This window comes from Nocardia yamanashiensis (assembly GCF_021183565.1).
In the GTDB taxonomy this organism is placed as follows: Bacteria; Actinomycetota; Actinomycetes; order Mycobacteriales; family Mycobacteriaceae; genus Nocardia; species Nocardia yamanashiensis.
This window is the reverse complement of sequence record NZ_CP089226.1, coordinates 6,567,654-6,592,185: the sequence shown is the minus strand read 5'-3', so window position 1 is coordinate 6,592,185 and position 24,532 is coordinate 6,567,654. Positions and strand designations below refer to the sequence as shown.

The 24,532-nt window shown below is 67.3% G+C and carries 22 protein-coding genes, 1 tRNA gene and 1 other RNA gene; 14 read left to right on the top strand and 10 right to left on the bottom strand.

Annotated features, from left to right (window positions below; genetic code table 11):
* Positions 1-32 precede the first annotated feature (32 nt).
* From LTV02_RS30425 to tgt, 5 genes are all read left to right on the top strand, one after another.
* On the top strand, positions 33-620 hold the full coding sequence (locus LTV02_RS30425; protein ID WP_067721094.1) for a TetR/AcrR family transcriptional regulator: 588 nt from the start codon (positions 33-35) through the stop codon (positions 618-620).
* Positions 621-689: 69 nt separating this feature from the next.
* Positions 690-1,205 carry an RrF2 family transcriptional regulator gene (locus tag LTV02_RS30420; RefSeq protein ID WP_067721093.1) on the top strand — a complete coding sequence of 172 codons (516 nt, stop codon included), beginning with the start codon at positions 690-692 and terminating at the stop codon, positions 1,203-1,205.
* Positions 1,206-1,306: 101 nt separating this feature from the next.
* Positions 1,307-3,040 carry an ABC transporter ATP-binding protein gene (locus LTV02_RS30415; RefSeq protein WP_233035209.1) on the top strand — a complete coding sequence of 578 codons (1,734 nt, stop codon included), beginning with the start codon at positions 1,307-1,309 and terminating at the stop codon, positions 3,038-3,040.
* Complete coding sequence (locus LTV02_RS30410) at positions 3,037-4,998, top strand: ABC transporter ATP-binding protein (protein WP_233035208.1); 1,962 nt, start codon at positions 3,037-3,039, stop codon at positions 4,996-4,998. Before LTV02_RS30415 ends, LTV02_RS30410 begins: the two co-directional genes overlap by 4 nt.
* Before the next feature lie 9 nt (positions 4,999-5,007).
* Positions 5,008-6,255: a tRNA guanosine(34) transglycosylase Tgt gene (gene tgt, locus LTV02_RS30405; RefSeq protein WP_067721091.1), complete on the top strand. Its 1,248-nt coding sequence runs from the start codon at positions 5,008-5,010 to the stop codon at positions 6,253-6,255.
* A gap of 55 nt (positions 6,256-6,310) precedes the next feature.
* On the opposite strand, the gene LTV02_RS30400 is transcribed toward tgt, so the two are convergent.
* The gene (locus LTV02_RS30400) at positions 6,311-7,084 is read right to left on the bottom strand and encodes a queuosine precursor transporter (protein ID WP_233035207.1); all 774 of its coding nucleotides are present in this window, start codon (positions 7,082-7,084) and stop codon (positions 6,311-6,313) included.
* Between the two features lie 49 nt (positions 7,085-7,133).
* Between LTV02_RS30400 and LTV02_RS30395 the strand changes: the two genes are divergently transcribed.
* Positions 7,134-7,742: a DUF4190 domain-containing protein gene (locus LTV02_RS30395; protein ID WP_233035206.1), complete on the top strand. Its 609-nt coding sequence runs from the start codon at positions 7,134-7,136 to the stop codon at positions 7,740-7,742.
* 66 nt (positions 7,743-7,808) lie between these two features.
* On the opposite strand, the gene LTV02_RS39355 is transcribed toward LTV02_RS30395, so the two are convergent.
* The 3 genes from LTV02_RS39355 to LTV02_RS30375 all read right to left on the bottom strand — a co-directional run bounded on the left by LTV02_RS39355 (position 7,809) and on the right by LTV02_RS30375 (position 10,178).
* A complete protein-coding gene (locus tag LTV02_RS39355; protein ID WP_269821569.1) occupies positions 7,809-8,609 on the bottom strand; it encodes an RDD family protein in 801 nt (266 codons plus the stop codon).
* A gap of 51 nt (positions 8,610-8,660) precedes the next feature.
* On the bottom strand, positions 8,661-9,584 hold the full coding sequence (gene gluQRS, locus LTV02_RS30380) for a tRNA glutamyl-Q(34) synthetase GluQRS (protein ID WP_233035205.1): 924 nt from the start codon (positions 9,582-9,584) through the stop codon (positions 8,661-8,663).
* Between the two features lie 99 nt (positions 9,585-9,683).
* Positions 9,684-10,178, bottom strand: coding sequence for a DUF309 domain-containing protein (locus tag LTV02_RS30375; protein ID WP_233035204.1), 495 nt, complete (start codon positions 10,176-10,178; stop codon positions 9,684-9,686).
* A 394-nt stretch (positions 10,179-10,572) separates the two neighbouring features.
* On the opposite strand from LTV02_RS30375, the gene LTV02_RS30370 reads away from it, so the two are divergent.
* Positions 10,573-10,782 carry a DUF397 domain-containing protein gene (locus LTV02_RS30370; RefSeq protein ID WP_067721085.1) on the top strand — a complete coding sequence of 70 codons (210 nt, stop codon included), beginning with the start codon at positions 10,573-10,575 and terminating at the stop codon, positions 10,780-10,782.
* A gap of 66 nt (positions 10,783-10,848) precedes the next feature.
* Here LTV02_RS30370 and qcrB read toward each other — a convergent pair whose 3' ends face one another.
* Positions 10,849-12,474 carry a cytochrome bc1 complex cytochrome b subunit gene (gene qcrB, locus LTV02_RS30365; RefSeq protein ID WP_067721084.1) on the bottom strand — a complete coding sequence of 542 codons (1,626 nt, stop codon included), beginning with the start codon at positions 12,472-12,474 and terminating at the stop codon, positions 10,849-10,851.
* A gap of 98 nt (positions 12,475-12,572) precedes the next feature.
* Here qcrB and LTV02_RS30360 point away from each other — a divergent pair, with 98 nt between their 5' ends.
* Positions 12,573-13,931 carry a WS/DGAT domain-containing protein gene (locus tag LTV02_RS30360; RefSeq protein WP_233035203.1) on the top strand — a complete coding sequence of 453 codons (1,359 nt, stop codon included), beginning with the start codon at positions 12,573-12,575 and terminating at the stop codon, positions 13,929-13,931.
* Positions 13,932-13,979: 48 nt separating this feature from the next.
* Here LTV02_RS30360 and LTV02_RS30355 read toward each other — a convergent pair.
* Positions 13,980-14,065, bottom strand: a tRNA-Ser gene (locus tag LTV02_RS30355).
* A gap of 54 nt (positions 14,066-14,119) precedes the next feature.
* Complete coding sequence (locus LTV02_RS30350) at positions 14,120-15,202, bottom strand: hypothetical protein (RefSeq protein WP_233035202.1); 1,083 nt, start codon at positions 15,200-15,202, stop codon at positions 14,120-14,122.
* A gap of 99 nt (positions 15,203-15,301) precedes the next feature.
* On the opposite strand from LTV02_RS30350, the gene ffs reads away from it, so the two are divergent.
* Together ffs and LTV02_RS30340 are read left to right on the top strand one after the other, a co-directional pair.
* Positions 15,302-15,396: signal recognition particle sRNA small type (gene ffs, locus LTV02_RS30345), an RNA gene on the top strand.
* A gap of 127 nt (positions 15,397-15,523) precedes the next feature.
* The gene (locus LTV02_RS30340; protein WP_233035201.1) at positions 15,524-16,831 is read left to right on the top strand and encodes a PLP-dependent aminotransferase family protein; all 1,308 of its coding nucleotides are present in this window, start codon (positions 15,524-15,526) and stop codon (positions 16,829-16,831) included.
* A 157-nt stretch (positions 16,832-16,988) separates the two neighbouring features.
* On the opposite strand, the gene LTV02_RS30335 is transcribed toward LTV02_RS30340, so the two are convergent.
* Positions 16,989-17,831, bottom strand: coding sequence for a methyltransferase domain-containing protein (locus LTV02_RS30335; RefSeq protein WP_408639432.1), 843 nt, complete (start codon positions 17,829-17,831; stop codon positions 16,989-16,991).
* A gap of 73 nt (positions 17,832-17,904) precedes the next feature.
* Here LTV02_RS30335 and LTV02_RS30330 point away from each other — a divergent pair, with 73 nt between their 5' ends.
* The 4 genes from LTV02_RS30330 to LTV02_RS30315 all read left to right on the top strand — a co-directional run bounded on the left by LTV02_RS30330 (position 17,905) and on the right by LTV02_RS30315 (position 20,829).
* Positions 17,905-18,483, top strand: a complete 579-nt coding sequence (locus tag LTV02_RS30330) for an HhH-GPD-type base excision DNA repair protein (protein ID WP_233035199.1) — start codon at positions 17,905-17,907, stop codon at positions 18,481-18,483.
* 113 nt (positions 18,484-18,596) lie between these two features.
* Positions 18,597-19,307 (top strand): hypothetical protein, encoded by a 711-nt coding sequence (locus LTV02_RS30325; protein ID WP_233035198.1) that lies wholly within the window; start codon positions 18,597-18,599, stop codon positions 19,305-19,307.
* A gap of 145 nt (positions 19,308-19,452) precedes the next feature.
* Complete coding sequence (locus LTV02_RS30320) at positions 19,453-20,148, top strand: hypothetical protein (protein WP_233035197.1); 696 nt, start codon at positions 19,453-19,455, stop codon at positions 20,146-20,148.
* 129 nt (positions 20,149-20,277) lie between these two features.
* On the top strand, positions 20,278-20,829 hold the full coding sequence (locus LTV02_RS30315; protein WP_233035196.1) for a flavin reductase family protein: 552 nt from the start codon (positions 20,278-20,280) through the stop codon (positions 20,827-20,829).
* Positions 20,830-20,838: 9 nt separating this feature from the next.
* Here LTV02_RS30315 and LTV02_RS30310 read toward each other — a convergent pair whose 3' ends face one another.
* Both LTV02_RS30310 and LTV02_RS30305 read right to left on the bottom strand, forming a co-directional pair.
* Positions 20,839-23,877, bottom strand: coding sequence for a helix-turn-helix transcriptional regulator (locus LTV02_RS30310; RefSeq protein WP_233035195.1), 3,039 nt, complete (start codon positions 23,875-23,877; stop codon positions 20,839-20,841).
* A gap of 77 nt (positions 23,878-23,954) precedes the next feature.
* Positions 23,955-24,524 carry an NADPH-dependent FMN reductase gene (locus LTV02_RS30305; protein WP_233035194.1) on the bottom strand — a complete coding sequence of 190 codons (570 nt, stop codon included), beginning with the start codon at positions 24,522-24,524 and terminating at the stop codon, positions 23,955-23,957.
* Positions 24,525-24,532: the final 8 nt, after the last annotated feature.

Sequence of the window (24,532 nt, the reverse complement as noted above, 5' to 3'; positions counted from 1 at the left end):
CGCTGCGGGAAGCGTGGTGAGAGGATGAACGAATGGCCGCCCCAGTTGGTTCCGTGAGCATCGTCGCAGGTCGGAGCACCAAAGACGCGATTCGTGACGCCGCCATCCGGTTATTCGCCGCAAAAGGCTTCGATCAGACCAGCTTGCGCGAGGTCGCGGATGCGGTGGGAATCACAAAAGCCTCGCTGTATTACCACTACGCGTCCAAAGTCGACTTGCTCATAGCGATCATCGAACCGATCTTCCAGGACCAGCGCGCGCTGGTGGACAGCCTGGACGGCCTCGAGCATTCCCCCGAGCGGGTCCGCGAGGTGATGACCGCGAACCTGCACTCCACGCTGCGGTACCGCGACACCGGCGTGCTGTGCATGCGCGACACGGTGGCCATCGTCAATGCGCTCGGCGACCGCTATCCGGACATCATCGAACTGCATCACCGCATGTGCGACTGGGTCGCCGGACCCGACGCCGACCCCGCGACCCGGCTGCGCGCGGCCGCGGCCATGCAGGTGCTGGGCACCGCCATGCTCTCCCAGGAGATCGCCCCGGAGACCGATATCGAGTTCATCGAGAAGGTGCTGCTGGATTCGGCGCTGGGCGTGCTCTATCCGGCGGGATAACCGGGCGAAAAGGGCCGTGGGTGGCGCGATAAGGTTTGCCTTCGCCGTCCAGGAGATCAGGAGTTCCCCGTGCACATCACCGCGAAGGTCGATTACGCGGTGCGCACCCTCGTGGAAATCGCCAAGGCGCAACCGGATTCGGTGAAAGCCGACTCCATCGTGATCGCGCAGGACATCCCGCCGAAGGTGCTCGAAGCGGTGGTCGCGGATCTGCGGCGTGGCGGATTGGTCACCAGCCGACGCGGCCCGGATGGCGGATACCGGCTCGCCGCGCCCGCCGCGGACATCAGCATCGCCGATGTGATCCGCGCGGTGGAGGGCCCGCTGGCCTCGGTGCGCGGGCAGCGGCCGGAGGATGTCAGCTACGCCGGTGCGGCCGAGCCGTTGCAGCGGGTGTGGATCGGGCTGCGGGTGAACATTCGCTCGGTCCTGGAACGGGTGACCATCGCCGATATCGCGCACGATCTGCTGCCGTCCTTCCTGGACGAGCTGCTGCACGATCCGGACGCCTGGACCCGCCGCCCGCGGCTGGCCGGGGGCGAAGCGGCCACCGAGTGGCGTGATCTCGATCAGCCGGATATTTGAGTAATAGCCCCCTTGGCAGCGATGTGACGTGGGGCACTGGATCCGGCGCCGCCGGAAACCTCGCCGCGCTGCCGAGCGGTCAGGGGTAGCCTGCGAACATCATGTTGATCAGACTTCTCCGCAGCTTCCTCGCGCCCTACCGAAAGCAGCTGGTGGGCGTGGTCGTGCTTCAGCTGATCTCGGTCATGGCCATGCTCTACCTGCCGAGCTTGAACGCCGACATCATCGACGACGGCGTCACCAAGGGCGATATCGGCGCCATCTGGAGCATCGGCGGGCTCATGCTCGCGGTGACCGCCGTGCAGATCGTGGCGCAGGGCGCGTCGGTGTACCTGGGCGCGCAGGCCGCCATGGGCGCCGGGCGCGATATGCGCGCCGCGCTGCTGCACCAGGTCGGCGGCTTCTCCGCCCGCGAGGTGGGCACCTTCGGCGCGCCGTCGCTGATCACCCGCAATTCCAATGACGTGCAACAGGTTCAGCTGCTCACCCTGATGAGCGCGACCATTCTGGTGATGGCCCCCATCATGTGCGTGGGCGGCATCATCATGGCGCTGCGCGAGAGCCTGGAGCTGTCCTGGCTGCTGCTCATCGCGGTACCCGCGCTGGGCCTGACCATGGCCTTCATCATCACCCGCATGGTGCCGGGCTTCCGGCGCATGCAGGAACGCATCGACGCGGTGAATCGCGTACTGCGCGAACAGATCACGGGCATCCGCGTGGTGCGCGCCTTCGTCCGGGAGCGGCAGGAGGCCTGGCGTTTCGGCGGGGCCAACACCGATCTCACCGAGGCCTCGCTCTACGTCGGCCGGTACATGGCGCTGATGTTCCCGTCGGTCATGCTCATCTCGAACGTGACCGCCGTCGGCGTCATCTGGTTCGGCGGGCACGCGGTCGACGAGGGCACCATGCAGATCGGCGCGCTCACCGCCATGCTGGCCTACATCATGCAGATCCTGATGGCGGTCATGATGGCCTCCTTCCTGGCCATGATGGCCCCGCGCGCCGCGGTCTCGGCCGAGCGCATCGGCGCGGTGCTGGACACCGACTCCTCGGTGGAGCCGCCCCGGCTGCCGCAGCCGTTCAAGGGCGATCCGGGCACCGTCGATTTCCAGTTCGCCGAGTTCAAGTTCCCGGGCGCGGAGAAGCCGGTGCTCAGCGCCATCCGCTTCGCCGTGCGGCCGGGCACCACCACCGCCATCGTGGGCGCGACCGGCGCGGGCAAGACCACGCTGGTCAATCTGATTCCGCGCCTCATCGACGTCACCGACGGCGCGGTGTACGTGGGCGGCACCGATGTGCGGCACATCGATCTGGAGTTGCTGCGCAATCAGATCGGCCTGGTGCCGCAGAAGGCGTACCTGTTCTCCGGCACCATCGCCTCGAATCTGCGGTACGGCAAGCCCGACGCCACCGATGAGGAACTGTGGCACGCCCTGGAGGTCGCGCAGGCCGCGGACTTCGTGCGCGAGATGCCGCAGGGCCTGGAAACCCCGGTGGCGCAAGGCGGTACGACGGTTTCCGGCGGTCAGCGCCAGCGCCTGGCCATCGCCCGCGCCCTGGTGCGCAAGCCGCGCATCTACCTGTTCGACGACTGCTTCTCCGCGCTCGACGTGGCCACCGACTTCCGGGTTCGGGACGCGCTGAAGCCGGAGACCCGGAACGCGGCGGTAATCATTGTGGCGCAGCGCATCTCGACTATTCGCGATGCCGATCAGATCGTGGTGCTGGAGGACGGGGCGATGGCCGGCATCGGCACCCACGAGCAATTGATCAGGGACACACCGGAATACCGCGAGATCGTGGAATCCCAGCTCAGCGCGGAGGAGGTTCGATGAGGCCCGGCGCTCCCGCTCCCGGCGCGCCGGACGCGAAGGCCAAATCCTTCGGACCGTCGCTGAAGCGAGTCCTCCGCCGGCTCGCCCCCGAACGCTTCTATCTGGCAATCGTTTTCGTGCTGGCCGTGTCGTCCGTGGTGCTCAACACCCTGGGCCCGCAGATCCTGGGCAAGGCCACCAACCTGATCTTCGACGGCGTGGTCGGCAAGCAGCTGCCGCCGGGCATGACCAAGGATCAGGCGGTCGAGCAGATCCGCCAGGCCGACGGCAATTTCGCCGACATGCTCGCCAGCATGGACGTGATTCCCGGTGTGGGCGTGGACTTCACGGCCGTGGGCCGGGTGCTGGCCATCGTGCTGGCGCTCTACATCGGCTCCTCGGTGTTCGGCTTCCTCGAGGCGTACCTGCTCAATATCGTCATCAACCGGACGGTGCGGCGGCTGCGCAACGAGATCGAGGAGAAGATCCACCGCCTGCCGCTGAGCTACTTCGACTCGCAGGCGCGCGGCGACGTGCTCTCCCGCGTCACCAATGACGTCGACAATGTGGCACAGACGTTGTCGCAGACCATGAGTCAGCTCATCATCTCGGCGCTGTCGGTGATCGGCATCCTGATCATGATGTTCTGGATCTCGCCGTTGCTGGCCCTGATCGCACTGCTCACCGTGCCGCTGGCGATCGTCGCCACCGCCCTGATCGCCAAGCGCTCCAAACCGCACTTCGTGGATCAGTGGAAGCTGACCGGCGAGGTCAACTCGCAGGTCGAGGAGGCCTTCACCGGCCACGAGGTGATCAGTGCCTTCGGCCGGGTGCGCGAGGTCGGCGAGAAGTTCGACGACACCAACGCCAAGCTCTACGAGGCGTCGTTCAAGTCGCAGTTCATCTCCGGCCTGATCATGCCCGCCATCATGTTCCTCGGGAACCTGAACTACGTGCTGATCGCCGTGGTCGGCGGCCTGCGGGTGGCCTCGGGCAATCTGTCGCTGGGCGAGGTGCAGGCGTTCATCCAGTACTCGCGCGGATTCACCCAGCCGCTCACCCAGATCGGCTCGATGATCAACCTGCTGCAGTCGGGCGTGGCCTCGGCCGAGCGCATCTTCGAGATCCTCGACGCCGAGGAGCAGATCCCGGATCCCGAGGTCGAGGATTCGCGGCCGGTGGATCGCGGGCGGGTGGCCTTCGAGGGCGTGTCCTTCCGCTACGAGCCGGAGACCCCGGTCATCGAGGACCTGTCGCTGGTCGCCGAACCCGGGCACGTGGTGGCCATCGTCGGGCCGACGGGTGCGGGCAAGACCACGCTGGTGAACCTGCTCATGCGGTTCTACGAGGTGGACGCGGGCGCCATCACCATCGACGGCGTGGACATCACCCGCATCACCCGTGATCACCTGCGCTCGCGCATGGGCATGGTGCTGCAGGACACCTGGCTGTTCGGCGGGACCATCCGGGAGAACATCGCCTACGGCAATCCGAACGCCTCCGACGAGGAGATCCTGGCCGCCGCCCGCGCCGCCTACGTGGACCGGTTCGTGCACGCGCTGCCGCACGGGTACGAGACCGTCATCGACGAAGAGGGCTCGGGCGTCAGCGCGGGCGAGAAGCAGCTCATCACCATCGCGCGCGCGTTCCTGGCCAAGCCGTCCATCCTGATCCTGGACGAGGCGACCAGCTCGGTCGACACCCGCACCGAATTGCTGGTGCAGCAGGCCATGGCGGCGCTGCGCCGGGATCGCACGAGTTTCGTGATCGCGCACCGGCTTTCGACGATTCGCGATGCCGACACCATTGTCGTGATGGAGAAGGGCAAGATCGTCGAGCAGGGCACGCACGAGCGGCTGTTGCAGGCGCGGGGCGCGTACTACCGCCTCTACAAGGCGCAGTTCTCGGCGGCTATCACCAATGGTGAGGGCGAGAATGTGGACGACCCTGATCCGGATGTGGTGTCACTCGGTAAGTAGCATCGCGGGGTGTCTGATTCCGCATTCTCGTTCAAGGTCGGTACCCGGCTGGAAGGCCGCCACGGTCGAACGGGAGTGATCAGCACCCCGCACGGAGATATCGCGACCCCGGCGTTCATCCCGGTCGGCACCAAGGCGACCGTCAAAGCGGTGCTGCCGGAGACCATGAAGGAACTGGGCTCGCAGGCGCTGCTCGCCAACGCCTACCACCTGTATCTCCAGCCCGGTCCCGACATCGTGGACGAGGGCGGCGGCCTGGCCGAGTTCATGAACTGGCACGGCCCCACCTTCACCGACAGCGGCGGCTTCCAGGTCATGTCGCTGGGCGTCGGCTTCAAGAAAGTGCTCGCCATGGAGGCCGTCGGCGTGCAGAACGACGACGTGATCGCCAAGGGCAAGGAGCGCCTCGCGCACGTCGACGACGACGGCGTCACCTTCCGTTCGCACCTGGACGGTTCGAAGCACCGCTTCACCCCCGAGGTGTCGATGGGCATCCAGCATCAGCTCGGCGCGGACATCATGTTCGCCTTCGACGAGCTGACGACGTTGATGAATACCCGTGGCTACCAAGAGGAATCGCTGGAACGCACCCGATTGTGGGCCAAGCGCTGCCTGGACGAGCACGAGCGGCTGACCGCGGCCCGCTCGCACCGCCCCTACCAGGCGCTGTTCGGCGTCATCCAGGGCGCGCAGTACGAAGACCTGCGCCGCAAGGCATGTCGCGATCTGGAGGCGTTGCGCGGCGACGGCGGAACGGGTTTCGACGGTTACGGCATCGGCGGCGCGCTGGAGAAGCACAATCTGGGCACCATCGTCGGCTGGTGCTGTGACGAACTGCCGGAGGCCAAGCCGCGGCACATGCTCGGAATCAGCGAGCCCGAGGACATTTTCGTGGCCGTGGAGAACGGCGCGGACACCTTCGACTGCGTGAATCCGTCCCGGGTGGCGCGAAATGCCGCGCTGTACACCGACGAAGGCCGGTTCAATATCAATACCGCGCGTTTCAAGCGGGATTTCACGCCCATCGATTCCACGTGCGACTGCTACACCTGCGCCCATTACACCCGCGCGTATATCCATCACCTGTTCAAGGCGAAGGAGATGCTGGCGTCCACGCTGTGCACGATTCACAACGAGCGCTTCACCGTGCGCCTGGTGGATCGTATTCGCGAGAGCATCGACGGCGGGTATTTCGACGATTACAAGACCGAGTACCTGGCGGGCTGGCAGGGCCGGATCAAGGTGCCCAGCAAGTGAATTGAGTAAGGGGGCGGGGCAACTGCCCCGCCCCCTTTTTTCGTCCGGGATTCGCTCAGCTCTCCAGCGCCGGCTTCTCCAGCGGCTGATAACTGGGTTCGTGCTTCTTGAGGAACGCGATCACCCGGTAGGTGATGGGCAGCACGATCACCTCGGCCAGGGTCTTCCACAGGAAGCCCACGATCACGTAGTTGATGAACGAGCCCCACGAGTCGATGCCGATGGCCGTCGCCGCGATGGAGCAGAAGATCAGCGTGTCGCCGAACTCGCCGACCACGGTGGAGCCGATCAACCGCGCCCAGAGGTGCTTCTCCTTGGTCTTCTCCTTGATGGCGACCAGCGCGGCCGAGTTCAGCATCTCGCCCACGAAGTACCCGGCCAGACCGGCGGCCACCAGCTGCGGCGTGGTGCCGAGCACGCTGCGGAACGCTTCCTGATTCTCGTAGAAACTCGCGGCGGGCAGATGCACCGCGATGTAGAACGCCCCCACCATCACCAGCAGGATGGCGAAGCCCATGTAGATGGCCCGCCGGGCGGACTTGAACCCGTACACCTCGCTGAGCACGTCGCCGATGATGTAGGCGAGCGGGAAGAGGAACCAGGCGCCGTCGGTGGTGATCGGGAGGATCTCGACCGGCCCCAGCTTCAGCGACTGGTCGGCGAAGAACTGAACGCCCTTGGTGGCGCAGATGTTCGAAATGATCAGAACTGCCGTGAACAGTGCCACGACCGGTGTGTAATAACCCCCCGCTGCCTTCGCGAATGCCGCGTGTTCGGAAGCGGGGCGTCCAGTGCCGGCGGTGTCCGCCGGAAGTAATGCATCACTCACGAAGTGAACAGGATACCGGTCGACCTGCCTGGTGGAATAGGCTGGGCGGATGACGAATCCCGGAGATTCCGACGAGTGGTGGAAGCAGTACGGCGGGGAGGGAGTTTCGCCGGACGCGCAGTCCTCCGGGTCGGCTCCGCAGCAATCGGCGCCGCTCTCGAAGCAGCCGGAAACGCCGTCGGCTTCGCCCTACCCGAGTTATCCACCGCCGCAGCAGCATTCGGCGCCCTCCTATCCGCAGCCGGCGCCCGGCGCGTATCAGTCGGGGGCGAACCCGTACCCGCAGCCCGCGGCCGGGGCCTATCAGTCGGGCCCGAATCCGTACCCGCAGACGCCGGGGTACGGGCAGCAGCAGCCGTACGGCCAGCAGCCGGGCTATCAGCCGTACGGGTACCCGCAGCCGGCCGGGCTGGGCACCAACGGCCTGGCCATCGCCTCGATGATCCTGTCCATCTGCGGTCTGCTGATGTGCATGTTCGTGGTGCTGTCACTGGCGGGCCTGATCATGGGCGTGGTGGCGCTGAACCAGATCAAGCAGAGCGGGCAGCAGGGCCGGGGCATGGCGCTGGCCGGTATCTGGGTGGGTGCGGGCGGTGTCGCGCTCGCGGCGATCTACTGGATCTTCATCATCGTCGCGGCCATGAGCGGTTCGACGTAGGCCGTCGCACGAAATCGGGCGCGCATCCGGATCGGATGCGCGCCCGAGGTTTTCGGTGCGTACGGACTACGCGGTCTTGATGACCTGGGTGCCGCCCGCGAACTTGTCGTGCCAGCCCTGCCCGTTCGGGTCCTGGCTGATGCTGACGCCGGCCCAGATCATCAGGCCGAGCTCGACGACGCTGCCCAGGTAGGGCACCACGCCGGCGGCGATGAAGACATTGCGCTTGAGCGAGGTGACCGGGTCGAGCGCGCCGCCGCCGGGGGCCAGCACCTTCAGCTTGAAGATCTGCTTACCGAAGGTGGCGCCCTGGGTGACCTCCAGGCCGACGAAGTAGGCGAGCATGAGCAGCGGGCTGATGATGGTCCACAGCAGGCTGAGGCCGTTCGGCAGCACGAAGCCGATGATCGCGGTCGGGATGCCGACGATGAAACCGTCGATGATGCGCGCTACCAGGCGAATCCACACGTCGCCCGGCTGGTTGCCGCTGTTGAAACCCTGCTGCCCCGGGAACGGCTGGTACGGGTTCTGCTGACCGTACGGGTCGGGCTGCTGACCGAAGCCGCCCTGCTGACCGTAGGGCTGCTGCTGCCCGTAGCCCGGCTGCTGGTTGTACGGATCGGACTGCTGGCCGTACTGCTGCTGCCCGTAGGGCTGCTGCGGCTGCTGGCCGTAGCCCGGCTGCTGCTGCCCGTACCCCGGCTGCTGACCGTAGGGATCGGACGGCTGCTGCTGACCGTAAGGCTGCTGCTGACCGAAGCCCGGCTGCTGACCGTACGGATCGGACTGCTGGCCGTAAGGCTGCTGACCGTAGGGCTGGCCACCGCCCTGCGGATACTGGTTGGGGTCATACCCACCGCTTGTCATTGTGTTCGCCGTCCTCGTCGAAAGTCTCGGGGGTCTGGTCGAGTGCGTACGTTACGGACACGCACTGGGTTGCAACAAGCCGTTCGGATCCAGCGTCCATGGTTCTCGCGGCAGCGTTTCCGGCCGGAATTGTTCCAGTATCTGCGGAATCGTGGTTGCGCCGGAATAACCCAGCGATTCGGCGAGCCGGGTCAGCACCTGCGCCGGGGTCTCGCCGAGCGCCAGCCGATCGCGCAGGGTGACCGCGCCGTCGCGTTTGGCGAGTCGCTGACCGGCGGTATTGAGTACCAGCGGGACATGGACGTACTGCGGAACGGGCAGGTCGAGCAGGGTGGCCAGATACGCCTGCCGGGGTGTGGACGGCAGTAGATCGTCACCGCGAACCACCTGGTCGATGCCCTGATCGGCATCGTCGACCACCACCGCCAGGTTGTATGCCGGGGTGCCGTCGCCGCGCCGCAGCACCAGATCGTCGACCGCTCCGCGATGGTCGCCGAGCAGTTCGTCGTGGATCTCGAATTCGGTGACGTCCGCGCGCAGGCGCAATGCGGCCGGGCGGCCCGCGGCGCGCCGCCGGGTTTGCTCGGCCGCGCTGAGATCGCGGCAGGTGCCGGGGTAGGCGCCCATGGGTCCGTGCGGCGCGGTGACGGCCTGCTGGATTTCCTTGCGGGTACAGAGACATTCGTAGGTGCGCCCAGCCGCGGTCAAACGCTCGATGGCCGCTTCATAGAGTGGCAGCCGCTCGGTCTGCCGCACCACCGGCGGATCCCAGTCCAGCCCGAGCGTCGCCAGGTCTTCCAGTTGCCGCGCCTCCGCGCCTGCTTTGACCCGATCCAGATCCTCGATCCGCATCAGGAAGCCGCGGCCGGTCGAGCGCGCGAACAGCCACGCCAGCAGCGCGGTGCGCAGATTGCCGAGATGCAGATCTCCGGATGGGCTCGGCGCGAATCGTCCGTATCCCGTCACGCTGGCCATCGTAGGCGCACCTTCGTTCGCATCCTTCGCACCGCGGCTACTCGTTCGCACTCTTGCGGGCGCACACAGCCGGTGCGAATCGGCAGTGGAACTGCGAACTCAGTGAACCCGCAGGCGTGGGCACAGTTCCGCCTCCGAAATGGGCTTTTGCTCCGCCAGTGCGGTGAGAAGCGTTTCGGCACAGGCGATCAGCCCGGGGGAGTCGATGTCGTAGGGTGCGGGCCCGAACGTCCGCAGCCGTCCGGCGGCGCGCTCCAGCAGCGTTCGAGCACCCTTCGGATTCCCCCGTTGAATGTGGGTGAGGCCAACGGCGAACTGTGCGAGCCCCTGCCACAGCATCCGCTCGGCGAATGGGCCGTTCTTCCAGGCCGCCTCCAGCACCTCGTGGGCATTGAAGGCCAGGCCGTCGTCGAGCAGGCGCTGGGCGTAGTCCAGGGTCGCTTCGGGCGGTAACTCCAGATCGTCCGGAATGCGCGGCACCCCCGGGCTGCCGAATGGGAGGGGTCGCCCAAAACGGTCACGAGGTCGGGCATTCCGGGCACGCCCGGTCTCGTCTCGATCCCGTCCGGTCTCCTCCGGCTCGCGCTCGGTCATGGCTTCCATGATCCCGGACGTAACGGTCAGCGGTCGCCCGCCCGGTCCGCTCCGGCCGCCGATCCCGGCCCGGCAACAAAATTGCTACTTCGGACAATTGTTTTGCGCGTGCTACGGCTATTTCTGTGCAAATAATTTGCTGGCTAACCTTGCCGCTTATTTGCTGATTGAAAACGAAAGAATGCGATCTCCTATTGGAGAACCCTGCTAGTGTTTAGCGCGGGAACGGCCATCGGGGGTGCATTCCCATCGTGAAGTGCAGAGAGCGGGTTGTACGGGGCGTTTGCGCGCAACCCGGGGCGTACGTGGGATTCGCCGATCTCCTCGGATCCCAGTGTCACCAAGATCGATGCCAGCAAGATCCTGAGCTTGACGCAGAAAAGGAGCTAGTACCGTGAAGGTGGATTACACCGGCGCCGTGTGGCGTAAGAGCAAACATAGCGGCCCTAATGGCAACTGCGTAGAGGTCGCATTCCTCGGAGACGGCAACGTGGCGGTTCGCGATACGAAGGACCATGGTCACGGCCCGATCCTGGCGTTCACTCCAGGCGAGTGGGACGCATTCCTGTCGGGCGTCTCCGACGGGGAGTTCAGGCGCGCCTGAACCGGGAAACCTGGGCCCCGAGTCGGTGTGGACTCGGGGCTTTTCGCTGCGCGGTGAAAGTGCCTGTCAGTGCTGCCCGTTGCCCTCCTGGGCGCGGCGCAGCACCGCCAATTGCTTGTGCTCCTCGGCGGTTTCGGTGGCCCGGTGCTGTTCCCGCTCGGCCGGCGGGTCGGCCCGGAAGAAGCTGCCGGTGCCCGGCCGCCCGGCCAGACCCAGCTCGTTGAGCTTCTTCGGGACCCGGGCGCCCTGATATTCCAGGGGAATCGGATGCCCGTGCGCGTCGACCGGTCCGAGCGGCTGATGGATCTCGATGTACTCCCCGTGCGGCAGCCGCCGGATCACCCCGGTCTCGATGCCGTGCTCGAGCACCGCGCGGTCACTGCGCTGCAAGCCCAGGCAGATGCGGTACGCGATGAAATAGGCCAGCGGCGGGAGCAGCAGCAGCGCGATGCGGAAGGCCCAGGTGGTCGCGTTCAGCGAGATGTCGAAGGTGAAGGCGATGATGTCGTTGACGCAGGCCAGGGTGAGGACCAGGTAGAACGCCAGCGACATGAAGCCGATCGCGGTGCGCACCGGCACATCTCGCGGCCGCTGCAGCAGATTGTGCCGCGCGCGATCCCCGGTCAGCCGCTTCTCGATCCACGGATAGGCGATGAGCGCCACGAAGATGAGCGGCATGGCCAGCGCCACCGAGAACGCGCCCGGCACGGTGTGCCCGAAGATATAGAGCTCCCAGGCGGGGAACAGCCGCAGGAAGCCGTCGGTCCACATCAGGTAGAAGTCGGGCTGGGTGCCGGCCGAGACCTGGGATGGGTTGTAGGGACCCAGATTCCAGATCGGATTGATCTGCAGCAGGCCGCCCATGATGGCCAGCACGCCCAGCGTGAAGGCGAAGAAAGCGCCCTGGTCCAGCGAGAACACCGGCACGATGCGGGTGCCGATGACGTTCTTCTCGGTGCGCCCGGGGCCCGGATACTGGGTGTGCTTCTGGTACCAGACCAGCGCGATGTGCGCGGCGATGAGCGCCAGCATGATGCCCGGGAAGAGCAGCACGTGCGCGATATAGAGGCGCGGCACGATGATGGTGCCGGGGAAGTCGCCGCCGAACATGAGCCAGTGCAGCCAGGTGCCGATCACCGGCGAGCCCATGGTGATGCCTGCGAAGGCGGCCCGCAGCCCGGTGCCCGAGAGCAGATCGTCGGGCAGCGAATAGCCGAAGAAGCCCTCGAACATGGCGATGATCAGCAGGATCGAGCCGATCACCCAGTTGGCCTCGCGGGGTTTGCGGAACGCGCCGGTGAAGAACACGCGGCACAGGTGCACGATCATGGACGCGCTGAAAAGCAGTGCGGCCCAATGATGTACCTGCCGGACGAAGAGTCCGCCGCGGACGTCGAAGGAGATCTGCAGCGCGGTCTCGTAGGCGCGCGACATGGTGACGCCGCGCAACGGCTGATAGGACCCGTTGTAGGTCACTTCGGTCATGGACGGGTCGAAGAACAAGGTCAGATACACGCCGGACAACAGCAGGATGATGAAGCTGTAGAGCGCGATTTCGCCGAGCAGGAACGACCAGTGCGTCGGAAAGACTTTATTGATGGATCTTTTGAGGAATGCGGCGGCTTGATACCGCTGGTCCGCCTCATCGGCCTGCGCCGCCAGTCGACCAGCGGTGCGATTACGAGTTGCCATAGCGGTCACCCGCCCCCGGTGAAGAGTGGTAAGGCTTCTACTACACACGGTAGCACCCGGACCGGTTGCGTTGTACGGGCTTTCGCTAGGCTCGGCCGGTGAATTCCCTGACGGCCCGCGACGCCACCATGTACTGGCTGTCCGCCCGCACCCGGAACGATTTGTTCCTGCTGTACGGTTTCGCCGACGCCGGGCAGCCGACCGACCGGCTTCGTGCGGCGATTGCAAACCGGGTCACCGGTATTCCGGATTTGCTGACACGCGTGCTGGAAACTCCTGCAAATATTGCGTATCCCATTTGGGCGCATTGCGAATTCATTGCCGAGCAGTTCGCCGAACATGAACTGGCGGAACCGACGTGGGCCGGGCTCACCGCCGCCGTCGAGGGATTGCTGGCCACCGGACTCCGCGCCGAGCAACGGGCTTGGCGGCTGCACATCTTCCGCAACATCACGGGCGCACCGGGATTCGCTCCGGACGAGCCGGCGTTGATAGCGATCCTCCAGCTCTCCCACGCCCTGGCCGACGGTCGCCGCGCCGCCGATCTGGCCCGCGCCCTCTTCTCCGAAGCCTCCACTCCGTCATCGCGCCGGAATGACAGGTGGCACAGGTGGGACGGGTGGGGTGCAGCGGTCCGTGAACTGCCGCACCTGCCGATTCGTATGGCGCGCACAGTAATCCGCGGTTTCGAAGCCGCCCGTACGCAGCGTGAGTTGGCCGAATTGACCGCGTCCGGAGCTATCCCGCCCCCGCCGCCCGCCGTGGTCCCCAACCTCCTCAACGGCGACGGCACCATCCCGACCGGTCACTCCATACGAATGCTGGTGCGAGAAGCGAACGACCTCCGCCTCCCCGGCCACACTGTGACCGTCGCGGCCCTGACCGCCATCTCCCTGGCCCTCGAGCGCTACCTCGCCCAGCGCGGCGAACCGAGCGAAGTCCTCCGCGCCCAAGTCCCCATGGCGGTAGCCACCCCCGGCGGCCCCCGCAACAGCTATCACGACCTCTCGGTGGACCTCTGCGTCACCGAACCCGACCCGCACGCCCGCGCCGCCGCCATCGCCGCCGATCTCACCCTGCGCGCCGCCCGCGCGAAACACCCCCTGCAGGAAGCACAATCCCGCGTCACCGAGACCCTCCCCGCCCCGATCCTGCATCGTGACGTGACCCACCTCCCGATCGAGGCGCTGCCCGAACGAGTTTCCGCCCACACCGTCGTCTCCAGCGTCCACCGCGGCCCGGCCGATCTGACCTTCGGCGGCGGCCCGGTCCGCTTCACCGCCGGCTTCCCGGCCATCGGCTCGGTCATGCACCTGACCCACGGCATCCACGGCCTCGGCGACACCGTCACCCTGTCCCTGCACGCCGATCCCGCGGTCGTCCCCGACCTGGACGCCTACGCGGCCCTGCTGGACGCGGCGCTGACCGAAGTCGCGAACCTGGCGAAGCACCCCTGAAATACCGAAAACCCCGGCCGGACTGAGTCCGGCCGGGGCCTTCGTGAGCGGAGGATAGGGGATTTGAACCCCTGAGGGCTGTTAACCCAACCCGCGTTCCAGGCGAGCGCCATAGGCCACTAGGCGAATCCTCCGTGGAGCAATATACCGGCTGACCCCCTGCGGAACGCAAATCAGGTAGTCGGAGGCTATTTCTTCTTGAGTGCGGTGAGCGCCTTCTGGAGTTGTTCCTTGGCCACCGCGGCCATCTCTTCCTTGCTGATGGATTCGCCGGGCCCGCGATCCAGATCGATCTTGATCTTCACCGAGACGTTGCTGTCGGTGGCGGCCGCCGTGTACTCCTGCACCGTGAACGACGAGTAATCGCTGGTCTCGGTGTGCCAGTACCCCTGCGAGCCGATACCGGTGAGATCGCCGGAGGCGCGGCCGGAACCGGTGGTGCCGGTGTCCATCTGCTTCCAGCTGTCGTAGGTCGGCCCGCCGTAGGCGCTGGTGAAGCCGACATCGAGGGTGATTTCGGCCTCATTGTCGTGGTACTTGCTGCTGCCGGACTTGCTGGTGTACGACGCCTTGCAGTTCATCGACCCGCCGCTGTAATCGGTCGGCTTGGTCTCGGTGTGGGTCGGGCTGCCCTTGGAGGTGGACGACCACTTGGTGACCGCGGAGGCATCGATCAGGCTGCAGGCATTGGTGATATTGGCCATGGAGTAATTGCCGTCCATGTTCTTCTTGTCGCTGCCCAGCGGCGAGATCGGGCTGGAGTCGTCGGTGGCCACCGCGATCACCCCGATGCCGATGCCGACCAGCACCACCAGGCCGATGACGCCGCCCACGATCCACCCGGTCTTGCTGCCGCCGCCGGAAGGCGGCCGGGGCGGTGCGTAGCCGTAACCGCCTGCGGGCTGGGCGAATTGCTGCGGCGGCTGGATCGGCTGCGCGGGCGGGAACGGCTGTCCGCCCAGCGGCTGCCCGGCCGCGTACTGGCCGCCGGTGAAGGCGGGCTGCGGAATGGCTTGCGCGGGTGGGGTGTAACCCGGTCCGCCCGCACCGTAGTTCAGCATGGTCGGGTCGGCGGGCGGCTGGCCGCCGTAATTGAGCATGGTCGGATCGGGCTGGGCCGGCTGCGCGCCGTAGTTGAGCATGGTCGGATCCACACCGGTCACCGGCTGGCCGGGATCGGTGCCGGCGGGCGGGGTGGCCCACCACTGCGCCGTCTCCTGCGCTTTCGCCGGGTCGTGCGGCTCGCCCGGTCCTGGATTGGAGCTAGTCACGTACGGTTTCCCCTCCGGTACTGAGCGGGTCGCCCCGCATGTCGGACCGATCGTAACGACCCGGGGCGGCGGGAGTCTCGGTGAGCCGCTACACTGGCCGACGGATCCAGCGCGGCGCGCATCCTGTGAACTCCCCCAGGGCCGGAAGGCAGCAAGGGTCAACGGGCTCTGCCGGGTGCGCTGGGTCCCCTTTATTTTCCGGGCAGGGGATGTCCGTATATAGCTCCCGATTCGGTCGAGCCCCCTAGTAACGTGGTCGGTTGGATTCGCGTTCTACTCGCGGACCACACAAAAATTCCCGCCCTTGGAAAGGCTGTGCAGATGCCCCGGCAGACGCAACTCGGTTTGATGAGCCATGCGGAACTCGTGACGGAACACGAGACGCAGACCGCGAACTACGCGAAGCTCAAGACCGAGAAGCTCACCCTGGACATCACGCGCGGAAAACCCGCGCCGGAACAACTCGACCTCTCCAATGCCCTGCTGACCCTGCCGGGCGAGGGCGACTACAAGGACGCCAACGGCACCGACGTGCGCAATTACGGCGGCCTGCACGGGCTCCCGGAACTGCGCGCCATCTTCGGCGAACTGCTCGGCATCCCGGTGTCGAACCTGCTGGCCGGCAACAATGCCAGCCTGGAGCTGATGCACGACGTGATCGTGTACTCCATGCTGCACGGCAATGCCGACTCCGAGCGGCGCTGGGCCGATGAGCCGGTGCTCAAATTCCTGTGTCCCGCGCCGGGTTACGACCGGCATTTCGCGATCACCGAATCGCTGGGCATCGAGATGATCGCCATCCCCATGCTGGGCGACGGCCCGGACGTGCACGCCATCGCCGAATTGGTGGCCGCCGATCCGAGCATCAAGGGCCTGTGGGCGGTGCCGAACTATTCCAACCCGACCGGCGTCACCTTCTCCGATGCCGTGACCCGCGAATTGGTTTCGATGCCGACCGCCGCGCCCGATTTCCGGCTGTTCTGGGACAACGCCTACGCGGTGCACCCGCTCACCGAGACCGCCGATCCGGTGCTGGATGTGCTGGGCCTGGCCGCCGCGGCCGGAAACCCCAATCGCGCTTACGTTTTCGCCTCCACCTCGAAGATCACCTTCGCGGGCGCGGGCGTCAGCTTCTTCGGCTCCTCCACCGCCAACCTGGAGTGGTACCTGAAGCACGCCGGCAAGAAGAGCATCGGCCCGGACAAACTGAACCAGCTGCGCCACGTGCGTTTCTTCGGCGACGCCGAGGGCGTGCGCGCGCACATGCAGAAGCACCGCGCCATCCTGGAGCCGAAATTCCAACTGGTGCTGCGCATTCTGGAGGATCGCCTGGGCGCGTCGAAGGTGGCGTCCTGGACCGAGCCCAAGGGCGGGTACTTCATCAGCCTGGATGTACTGGAGGGCACCGCGTCGAAGGTGGTCGCACTGGCCAAAGACGCGGGCATCGCACTGACCCCCGCGGGTTCGTCCTACCCGTACGGAAAAGACCCGGAGGACAAGAACATCCGCATCGCCCCCAGCTTCCCGTCCGAGGCGGAACTGGAAAAGGCGATGGACGGCCTGGCGACCTGCGTCCTGCTCGCCGCCAGCGAGAAGCTCATGAGCTCCCCCGCCTCCCCGGGTATTTAGCGGGCGGCACGGAGCCGTCGACGCTGGCAACCCGTGCCTGCGGTCGGTGCGACACCGATTTCGGTCGTCCCCGGTGAGTTACCCGGATCGCGCGAAATCAGTTGTCGCGAAAGCTACGGGGCGCGCACCTTCTGGTGCGCGCCCCGTTTCCGTTCGGTCAGTTCGGCTTGTGTGCGAGCACCGCGAAAATGGTCACCGACAGGTGGATGTCACCGCTGGCCGCACCGGCCTCCAGGTCCGCCAGCAGCTGATCGCGCTGCTTCTGGGTGATGGATCCGCGCGCCACCGACATATCCGCGATGCGGGCGACCAGCGCGCCCGCGCCCGCGCTGCCGTCCTGGATCAGCGCGTGCGAGCCGATATCGTCCACGACCAGGCCGGCCTTGGTGAGCAGCCCGGACAGCTGCCGTCCGGCGAAGGGATTGGTGGTGCGGGAGATCATGGTCTCCACCACCTCGTGCACCACGTGCCGGTTGCCCGGATGCACGATGGCCGTGCCCCAGTCGGCGTCCATCACGACCACGCGGCCGCCGGGCTTCAGCACCCGGCTGATCTCGCCGATCGCCCGGGCGGGCGAGGTCAGATGCTGCAGCACCCGCTCCACCAGCACGCCGTCGTAACTGTCACTGGCCAGCGGCAGCCCGTAGGCGTCGCCGGACACGAACTTGGCCGTCGATCCGGCCTGCGCCGCACGGCGTTCGGCCGCGTGCAGCAGGTGCTCGTCGGGTTCCACGCCGAGCGCGGTGCCGGTGGGACCGACCGCCTCGGCGAAGACCATCACCTCGGATCCGGTCCCGGAGCCGATATCGAGGGCGCTCTCCCCGGCCCGCAGCGCGAGCGCTTCGTGCGCCCACGTTCGCAATCGGCGGATTCCCGGTAGCGCGGCTTGCAGATCATGCACATCGACCAGTTGATCCTGGCCCTCGCGGTCGAAACGGTCCGGTCGCAGTCCGGACCCGGCGCCGGTTTGCGGCGCGGTTCGTACTGAAGAATTTGCCATGGTGTCGGGCATGCCAGCCACCCTAGTCGTGACCCGTGTCACCGCAACGCGGGATGGATGGGATGATCGATCCATGGTGAGCCGCAAACTGTGTATTGCGCAGGAATCCGCCGCTGACGAACTGCTTTCCGCCGACGATTTCGCCCTTTTGGTGGGTATGGCACTGGATCAGCAGTTTCCGATGGAACACGCCTTCCGGGGTCCGCAGAAGATCGCCGATCGGATGGGCGGGTTCGATATCCGCAAGATCGCCGATGCCGATCCGGCGGAATTCGAGGAACTGGCCGCCACGCCCCCGGCCATCCACCGTTACGGCCGTTCGATGGGCCGCCGGGTGCAGGAACTGGCGCGGTTCATTATCGAGAACTACGACGGAAACACCGCGAACCTGTGGACGAACGGTGATCCCGACGGCAAGGAAGTCCTGAAACGGCTCAAGGCGCTGCCGGGATTCGGCGATCAGAAGGCGCGAATCTTTCTGGCGCTCTTGGGTAAACAGGACGGACTAGCGGCGCCGGGCTGGCGGGAAGCGGCGGGCGCGTACGGCGAACCGGATTCCCGGCGTTCGGTCGCGGATGTCACCGATGCCGAATCCCTGACCCAGGTGCGGGAATTCAAGAAGCAGGCGAAGGCCGCCGCCAAGCAGAAGTAGCGCCCGTCCGGACCCGATCGAATCAAGGTGGTTCTAACCCTTCGATAAACGCTTCGATTGCCTGATGCTTGCCGCGTTCGATTTGCAGCAGCACCAGCGGGAAGCAGTACCAAATGAAGATGAGGAAATTCGCCGGGATCGCGGCACTGTTGGTCACGGCGATCGGGGTGACCACCGGCGCGGCCGGCACCGCGGGCGCGGCCCCGGCCGCGGCCGACAACGGCGTCGTCAACTACGCCGCCACCCAGTCCGAGAACGGCCAGGTGGTCATCCGGACCGACGCCGGTTCGCTGGTCAACGAGGACGGCGTCTTCAAGATCAAGGCCGCCAATGGCGCGACCATCGCGGGCACCGAGCTGAAGTTCCGCGTGGACGACTTCGAGTTCCCGATCGCCGCCGAGATCGCCGGCAACACCGCCACCCTGACCCCGGCCTTCGACGAGGCGCACGCCGTGTACAAGCCGGTCGCGCTGCCTTACGAGAACCAGGCGCCGTGGAAGACCGAATACGACCGTGAGGTCGCGGCCTGGACCCGGTTGACCCAGACCATCACCCTGGGCGCCACCATCGGCACGCTCGTCGGTGGCATCGGCGGCGCGGGCCTCGGCTGCATCGCGGGCGCCGCGCTCGGCGCGGTCGCGACCGGTGCGCTGGCCACCCTGTTCGGCCTCGGCCCGATCGGCGGTTGCATCGCCGGTGCGGCGGCCGTCGGCTTCCTCGGTACGGTCGCGGGTCAGATTTTCGTGACCGCGCCGGTCGCGATTGCCGCTGCGGTGCAGTACTTCACGACCATCAACCAGCCGTTCACCGCGCCCGCCAAGTAATTCCGGGCGGAAATCACAGTTCTGCCCGAAGGTGCCGGAGGAAGTGTTAACCCGCACGGCACCTTCGGGTAAGCACTCGTTCGTATCTCCTCGATTTGATCTCCACGTTCCCCCTGCGGACCGCCTGATGAGGAAATACCGACAAATGCTTTCGAAGAAATTCGCTGCCACCGCGGCGCTCGTGATCGCCGCCCTGGGCGTTACCGCGGGCTCCGCCGGCGCCGCTCCTGCCGCGCAGGACAACGGCGTCATCAACTACGCCGCCACCACCAACCCGGAGACCGGCGTCATGGTCATCCGGACCGACGGCGACATGGTCGTCGAGGACGGCGCCTTCAAGATCAAGGCCGCCAACGGCACCACCGTCGCCGCCACCGGACTCTCGTTCCGCGTCGACGATTTCGAGTTCCCGATCGCCGCCGAGATCGCCGGCCACGCCGCCACCCTGACCCCGCAGCTCGACGAGCAGCACGCGGTCTACAAGCCGGTCAACCTGCCGTTCGAGAACCAGGCCCCGTTCAAGTCGGACTACGACCGTGAGCAGGCCGCCTGGAAGCGCATGGTGGACACCATCTCCATGGGCGCCACCGTCGCCACCCTGACCGGCGCCATCGGCGGCGCGGCCATCGGCTGTGTCGCGGGCGCCGTGCTCGGCGTCGTCGCCACCGGCGCGCTGCTGACCCTGTTCGGCGCGGGCCCCATCGCGGGTTGCGTCGCCGGCGCCGCCGCGGTCGGCTTCCTGGGCACCCTGGCCGGTCAGATCTTCATCACCGCCCCGGTCGCGATCGCCGCGGCGTACAACTACTTCGTGACCATCAACCAGCCGTCCCTGCAGAAGTAAGTTTCTCCACAGCCTTTTCGGCGGGACACAGCCCCCGTCCGGCATTGCCGGGCGGGGGCGCTCGCGTTTCTTCCGATCCGGCTGAGCCCAAACCTGTTGCCGCCCATCTCATCCTGCTGAACTGGGGTGATGGGCGAGCTGACCTCGATTCACGGCGCCGACGCCGCACTCACACCGGTCGACGGCGCGGATCTGCGCCGCACCTTCGGACACTTCCCCAGCGGGGTGGTGGCGGTCTGCGCCCGCATCGGCGGCGTACCGCACGGGCTGGTGGTGAGCACCTTCACCCCGGTATCGCTGGATCCGCCGCTGGTTTCCATCTGCATCCAGTACACCTCCGAGACCTGGCCGCGGCTGGAACAGGCGAGCCGGCTCGGGCTCAGCCTGCTCGGCTCCGGGCAGGAAGGCGCGGCCCGCTCGCTGAGTTCGCGGGTCGGCGACCGGTTCCGGGATATCGAGCTGCGTACCGGAAACGGCAATGCGGCCTTCCTGACCGGGGCCACCGCCTGGCTGGAGACCTCGGTGCACGCGCAGGTGCCGGCCGGGGATCACGCGGTGGTGCTGCTCCGGGTGCACCGGTTGACCGTGCATCCCGATTCCGAGCCTTTGGTGTTCCACCGCAGCGGATTTCGCGCGCTGGAAATCCCCGAGCCGCAGCGAATCGGCGAAGCGACCGCCTGACCGGAATGGTCAGTGGGCGGCCGTGAGATCGCGGAAGGCGGCGAGTTCGCGGCGTGAGCTGATGCCGAGTTTCGGGTACGCGTTCGACAGGTGATAACCCACCGTGCGGGGACTCAGGAACAGGCGCGCGGCAATATCCTTGTTGGACAGGCCCTCCGCCGCCAATTGCACGCTTTGCAATTCCTGCGGCGTCAGTGTGGTGAGCACGTCGGCGGCCGGTGCGGCCGTGCGGGTTTCGCCGGTGGCGCGCAGTTCCGCGCGGGCGCGCTCGGCCCACGGGCGGGCATCGAGACGTTCGAACGATTCCATGGCCGCGCGCAAATGGCGGCGGGCGTCGGCACGGCGCTGTTCGCGGCGCAGCCATTCACCGTAGAGGAGTTCGGTGCGGGCGCGCTCGAAGGTGTATTCCGCTGTTCCGTAATGGAGTTCGAGAGCGGCCCGGAAATGCTGTTCGGCCGGTGTGCCGGCGGTGTCCGGTCCGGTGCCGGACGGCCACCAGCCGGGGGAGTCGCCGTCGGCGAGGAGCGCGTGGCAGCGATGGGCGACGGCCAGCGCCCACGGATGACGGGCCCGCTCGGCCCAGGCGGTGTAACTGTCCAGCGCGGGCCGGGCGTCGGCGGTGCGGCCGATGCGATGCGCGGCTTCGATGAGGTCCGGCAGGCTGGCGGTCGCGCCGTGGCGGTTGGCGCTCGCCAGCATGGTCAGATACCGATCGAAGGCCGCTTCGGGACGGCCCAGCCCGAGCTCCAGCAGCCCCAGCGCGGCGTCGGCATGCACGCTGGCGGGCGCGATGCCGTGCGCCAGCGGTGCGGAAGTCAGTTCACGGCAGGCAGTTTCCTCGCCCCGCAAGGCCGCCAGATGGGCCAGTGCGGCGGCATATCTGTCGTGCAGGTTGCGCTGTCCGATGTCGCCGGCCAGTCGCAGCCCCTCCGTCGCGGCGGCCTCGGCTTGGGCGAGATTGCCGAGCAGGATCTCGATGCGCGCCCGCAGCCACAGCGTCAGGGCCAGCACCCCGAGCGCGCCGTCCCGGCGGCAGTCGTCCTCCAGCGCCGCGGCCAGCTCACGGGCCGCGTGCTGATCACCCAGCAGCAGTTGCCAATGCACGACCTGCGCGCGCTCCCGCAGTCGATTCGGGCTGAGCCCCGCGAGCAGTTCACGCACCGCCGCCGCGCCGCGATCCTGGCTTCCCGGTTCCAGATTCAGCGCGTCCAGCAAATCCACGAGCGCCGCGATCCGTTCCCCACGCGGCAGCTCCAACTGCTCCGTCAATGCCGCCGCCCGCCGGACCGCATCGAGATCACCCGCGGCCCAAGCGGATTCGGCGGCTTGAAACAGCAGCAAGCTCGCCGTCTCCGGCTCCGTTCCGGCCGTGGCCACCGCCGCCGAGGTGAGCGACCGATACGCGGTCCGCGGCCGATCCTGATCCCGTTCGATCGTGGCCCGCAGCGAAACCAATCGCGCGAACAGCCCGCTCTCGGCCGGCAACCCGAGCGTCGCCGGATCGGATCCGGTCGCGAACGCCACCGAGGACGCATCCGCCCCACCCGATTCCCGCCCGGCAGCCGCCTGCGCGGAATCCGAGTGCGCCTGCTCGTACTCCTGCGGCAACGCCGCGATAGCCGATTCCACCAGTGCCGCAGCGCGATCCAGATCCCCGGCATCGGCGGCCGCCTGCGCCGCCGCCCCTGCCCGCCTGCTGCTATCCGCCGCCGCTGGACTCAACACCGCCGCCCGCTCATAAGCCGCGGAGGTCTCCCGCAACCCGCCACGCCCTCGCGCGCACACCGCGGCCTGCTCCAGCGCGCCCGCAGCTGCCTCGTCCGCCCCGGTGGCCGCCGCGGCCAAATGCCAAGCGCGCCGGTCATCACAACTATCAGCGAACGCCCCCGCCAGCGCCCGATGCGCCGCCCGCCGCTCCGCCGCACTCGCCCCCTGATAAGCCGCAGCCCGAATCAACGGATGCCGGAACAGGATCCGATCCCCCTCCAATCGCAGCAAGCCGGCACGCTCCGCCGCCAATTCCGCCGCCCCCACCTGTCCGGCGTCGGTGGCCTCCCGGGTGTGGGTGAGAAGGGATGCGGCGGTGCGGATTACGGCCGCTTCGCCGCTGCTGTCGGCGGCGGCGATCAGGAGGAGGTCGCGGACTTCGGGGGTTAGGCGGGCGATCTGGTCGGTGAAAGCGCGCTGGATGCGGGTGGGGGTGGGGGAGTGGTGGTAAGGGGATTCGTACATGTCTCCCGAGCGCTGGAGGGTGGGCAGTACCTGGAGGGCGAGGGGGTTGCCGTGGGATTCGCGGACGATCCAGTGCGCGGTGGCGGGGGTGAGGTCCGGATGGTGGGTGGTGAGGAGGGTTTCGGCGTCGGGGGTGGCGAGGCCGGTGAGGAAGAGTTCGCGGGCGTCGAGCTGCTGGAGTTCGGGCAGGTGGTCGTCGCGGACGGCGAAGATCAGGGCGATGGGTTCGGCGTCGAGCCGGCGGGCGGCGAACAGCAGGGCGTCGAGGGAGGCGCGGTCCACCCATTGCGCGTCGTCGATCAGGCACAGCAGCGGCTGGGCTTCGGCCAGGTCGGCGAGCAGGGTGAGGGTGGCCGCGCTGACCAGGAACGGATTGCCCACGCCCGCACCGGAATCCAGCGCCGCGCGCAAGGCGTCGGCCTGGGCGGCGGGCAGGGCGTCGAGCTCGCGCCGTGCCTTCCCGAACAGCAGATGCAGTCCCGCGTACGGCAGCGCGGACTCGGCCTCCGTGCCGGTCACCCGCAATACCCGGAATCCGCTGACCGGGCCCCGCCGCGCCCAGGAACCCGCGGCCGCCCCACCCGACCCGGTGCGGTCGACGTTCGGTGGGGGTCCGGTCGGCCGGTCGCGCCCGGCGGTCTCGGCTGCGGCGCTGTCGATCCGGAACTTCGCCGCGGTCTCGGCGGTGTGGGTGAGGAGCGCGGACTTTCCGATTCCGGCTTCGCCGCGGAGTACGGCGATGCCCGCGCGGCCGGTGGTCACGCGGGTGAGCAAATCGTCGAGGGCGGCGATCTCCGCGGTGCGACCGTAGAACACGTGAATCCACCTTACTGGACGGTTGACCGGCGCTTTTGCGGGTGCGGGCGGGTGAAACAGCCCCGGTCGGGGCGGGTTCAGCGGGTGTAGGGGGTGGTTTCGCGGGCGGTGCGCAGGGCGTGACCCCACCAGCTCAACTGGTCGAGCATGGTCTTGGCGGCGGCATCGGCCATCGGGTCGAGGGCCGCGCCGTCGGCGTCGAACTTGTCCCAGCAATTGTGGAAGCTGACCGTGTGCCGGACGGTGGTGGCGTGTACTTCGGCGAAGACGGGTCGCAGATGTTCGACCGCGCGGGTGCCGCCGGACAGTCCGCCGTAAGAGACGAAGCCGACCGGCTTGGCCTGCCACTGGTCGTAATGCCAGTCGATGACGGCCTTCAGCGCGGCCGGGTAGCTGTGGTTGTACTCGGGGGTCACGACCACGAAGGCATCGGCGGCCGCCAGCCGCGCGGTGAGATCGGCCATGGCCGGATCCGGGGTGGTGCCGAGCACGGTCGAAACCGGGTGCGCCGCCAGGTCGATCAGATCGATGGTCAGATCGCCGTGGGTGGAGGCGCGGCCGGCCAGCCACTGGGCGACGGTCGGGCCGAAGCGGCCCTCCCGGGTGCTGGCGACGATCACGGCGAGCTGCAACGGTGCTGCGGACATGGCGTACC

Excerpts from the sequence above, each read along its gene's own strand:
- LTV02_RS30375 (WP_233035204.1), bottom strand. The coding sequence starts at position 10,178 with ATGACCGAGCGCGAGCCGGAGGAGACCGGACGGGATCGAGACGAGACC.
- LTV02_RS30415 (WP_233035209.1), top strand. The coding sequence starts at position 1,307 with ATGTTGATCAGACTTCTCCGCAGCTTCCTCGCGCCCTACCGAAAGCAG.
- LTV02_RS30330 (WP_233035199.1), top strand. The coding sequence starts at position 17,905 with ATGGTGAGCCGCAAACTGTGTATTGCGCAGGAATCCGCCGCTGACGAA.
- gluQRS (WP_233035205.1), bottom strand. The coding sequence starts at position 9,584 with ATGGCCAGCGTGACGGGATACGGACGATTCGCGCCGAGCCCATCCGGA.
- LTV02_RS30335 (WP_408639432.1), bottom strand. The coding sequence starts at position 17,831 with ATGGCAAATTCTTCAGTACGAACCGCGCCGCAAACCGGCGCCGGGTCC.
- LTV02_RS30425 (WP_067721094.1), top strand. The coding sequence starts at position 33 with ATGGCCGCCCCAGTTGGTTCCGTGAGCATCGTCGCAGGTCGGAGCACC.
- LTV02_RS39355 (WP_269821569.1), bottom strand. The coding sequence starts at position 8,609 with ATGACAAGCGGTGGGTATGACCCCAACCAGTATCCGCAGGGCGGTGGC.
- LTV02_RS30340 (WP_233035201.1), top strand. The coding sequence starts at position 15,524 with ATGCCCCGGCAGACGCAACTCGGTTTGATGAGCCATGCGGAACTCGTG.
- LTV02_RS30320 (WP_233035197.1), top strand. The coding sequence starts at position 19,453 with ATGCTTTCGAAGAAATTCGCTGCCACCGCGGCGCTCGTGATCGCCGCC.
- LTV02_RS30305 (WP_233035194.1), bottom strand. The coding sequence starts at position 24,524 with ATGTCCGCAGCACCGTTGCAGCTCGCCGTGATCGTCGCCAGCACCCGG.
- LTV02_RS30395 (WP_233035206.1), top strand. The coding sequence starts at position 7,134 with ATGACGAATCCCGGAGATTCCGACGAGTGGTGGAAGCAGTACGGCGGG.
- qcrB (WP_067721084.1), bottom strand. The coding sequence starts at position 12,474 with ATGGCAACTCGTAATCGCACCGCTGGTCGACTGGCGGCGCAGGCCGAT.
- LTV02_RS30410 (WP_233035208.1), top strand. The coding sequence starts at position 3,037 with ATGAGGCCCGGCGCTCCCGCTCCCGGCGCGCCGGACGCGAAGGCCAAA.
- LTV02_RS30325 (WP_233035198.1), top strand. The coding sequence starts at position 18,597 with ATGAAGATGAGGAAATTCGCCGGGATCGCGGCACTGTTGGTCACGGCG.
- LTV02_RS30315 (WP_233035196.1), top strand. The coding sequence starts at position 20,278 with ATGGGCGAGCTGACCTCGATTCACGGCGCCGACGCCGCACTCACACCG.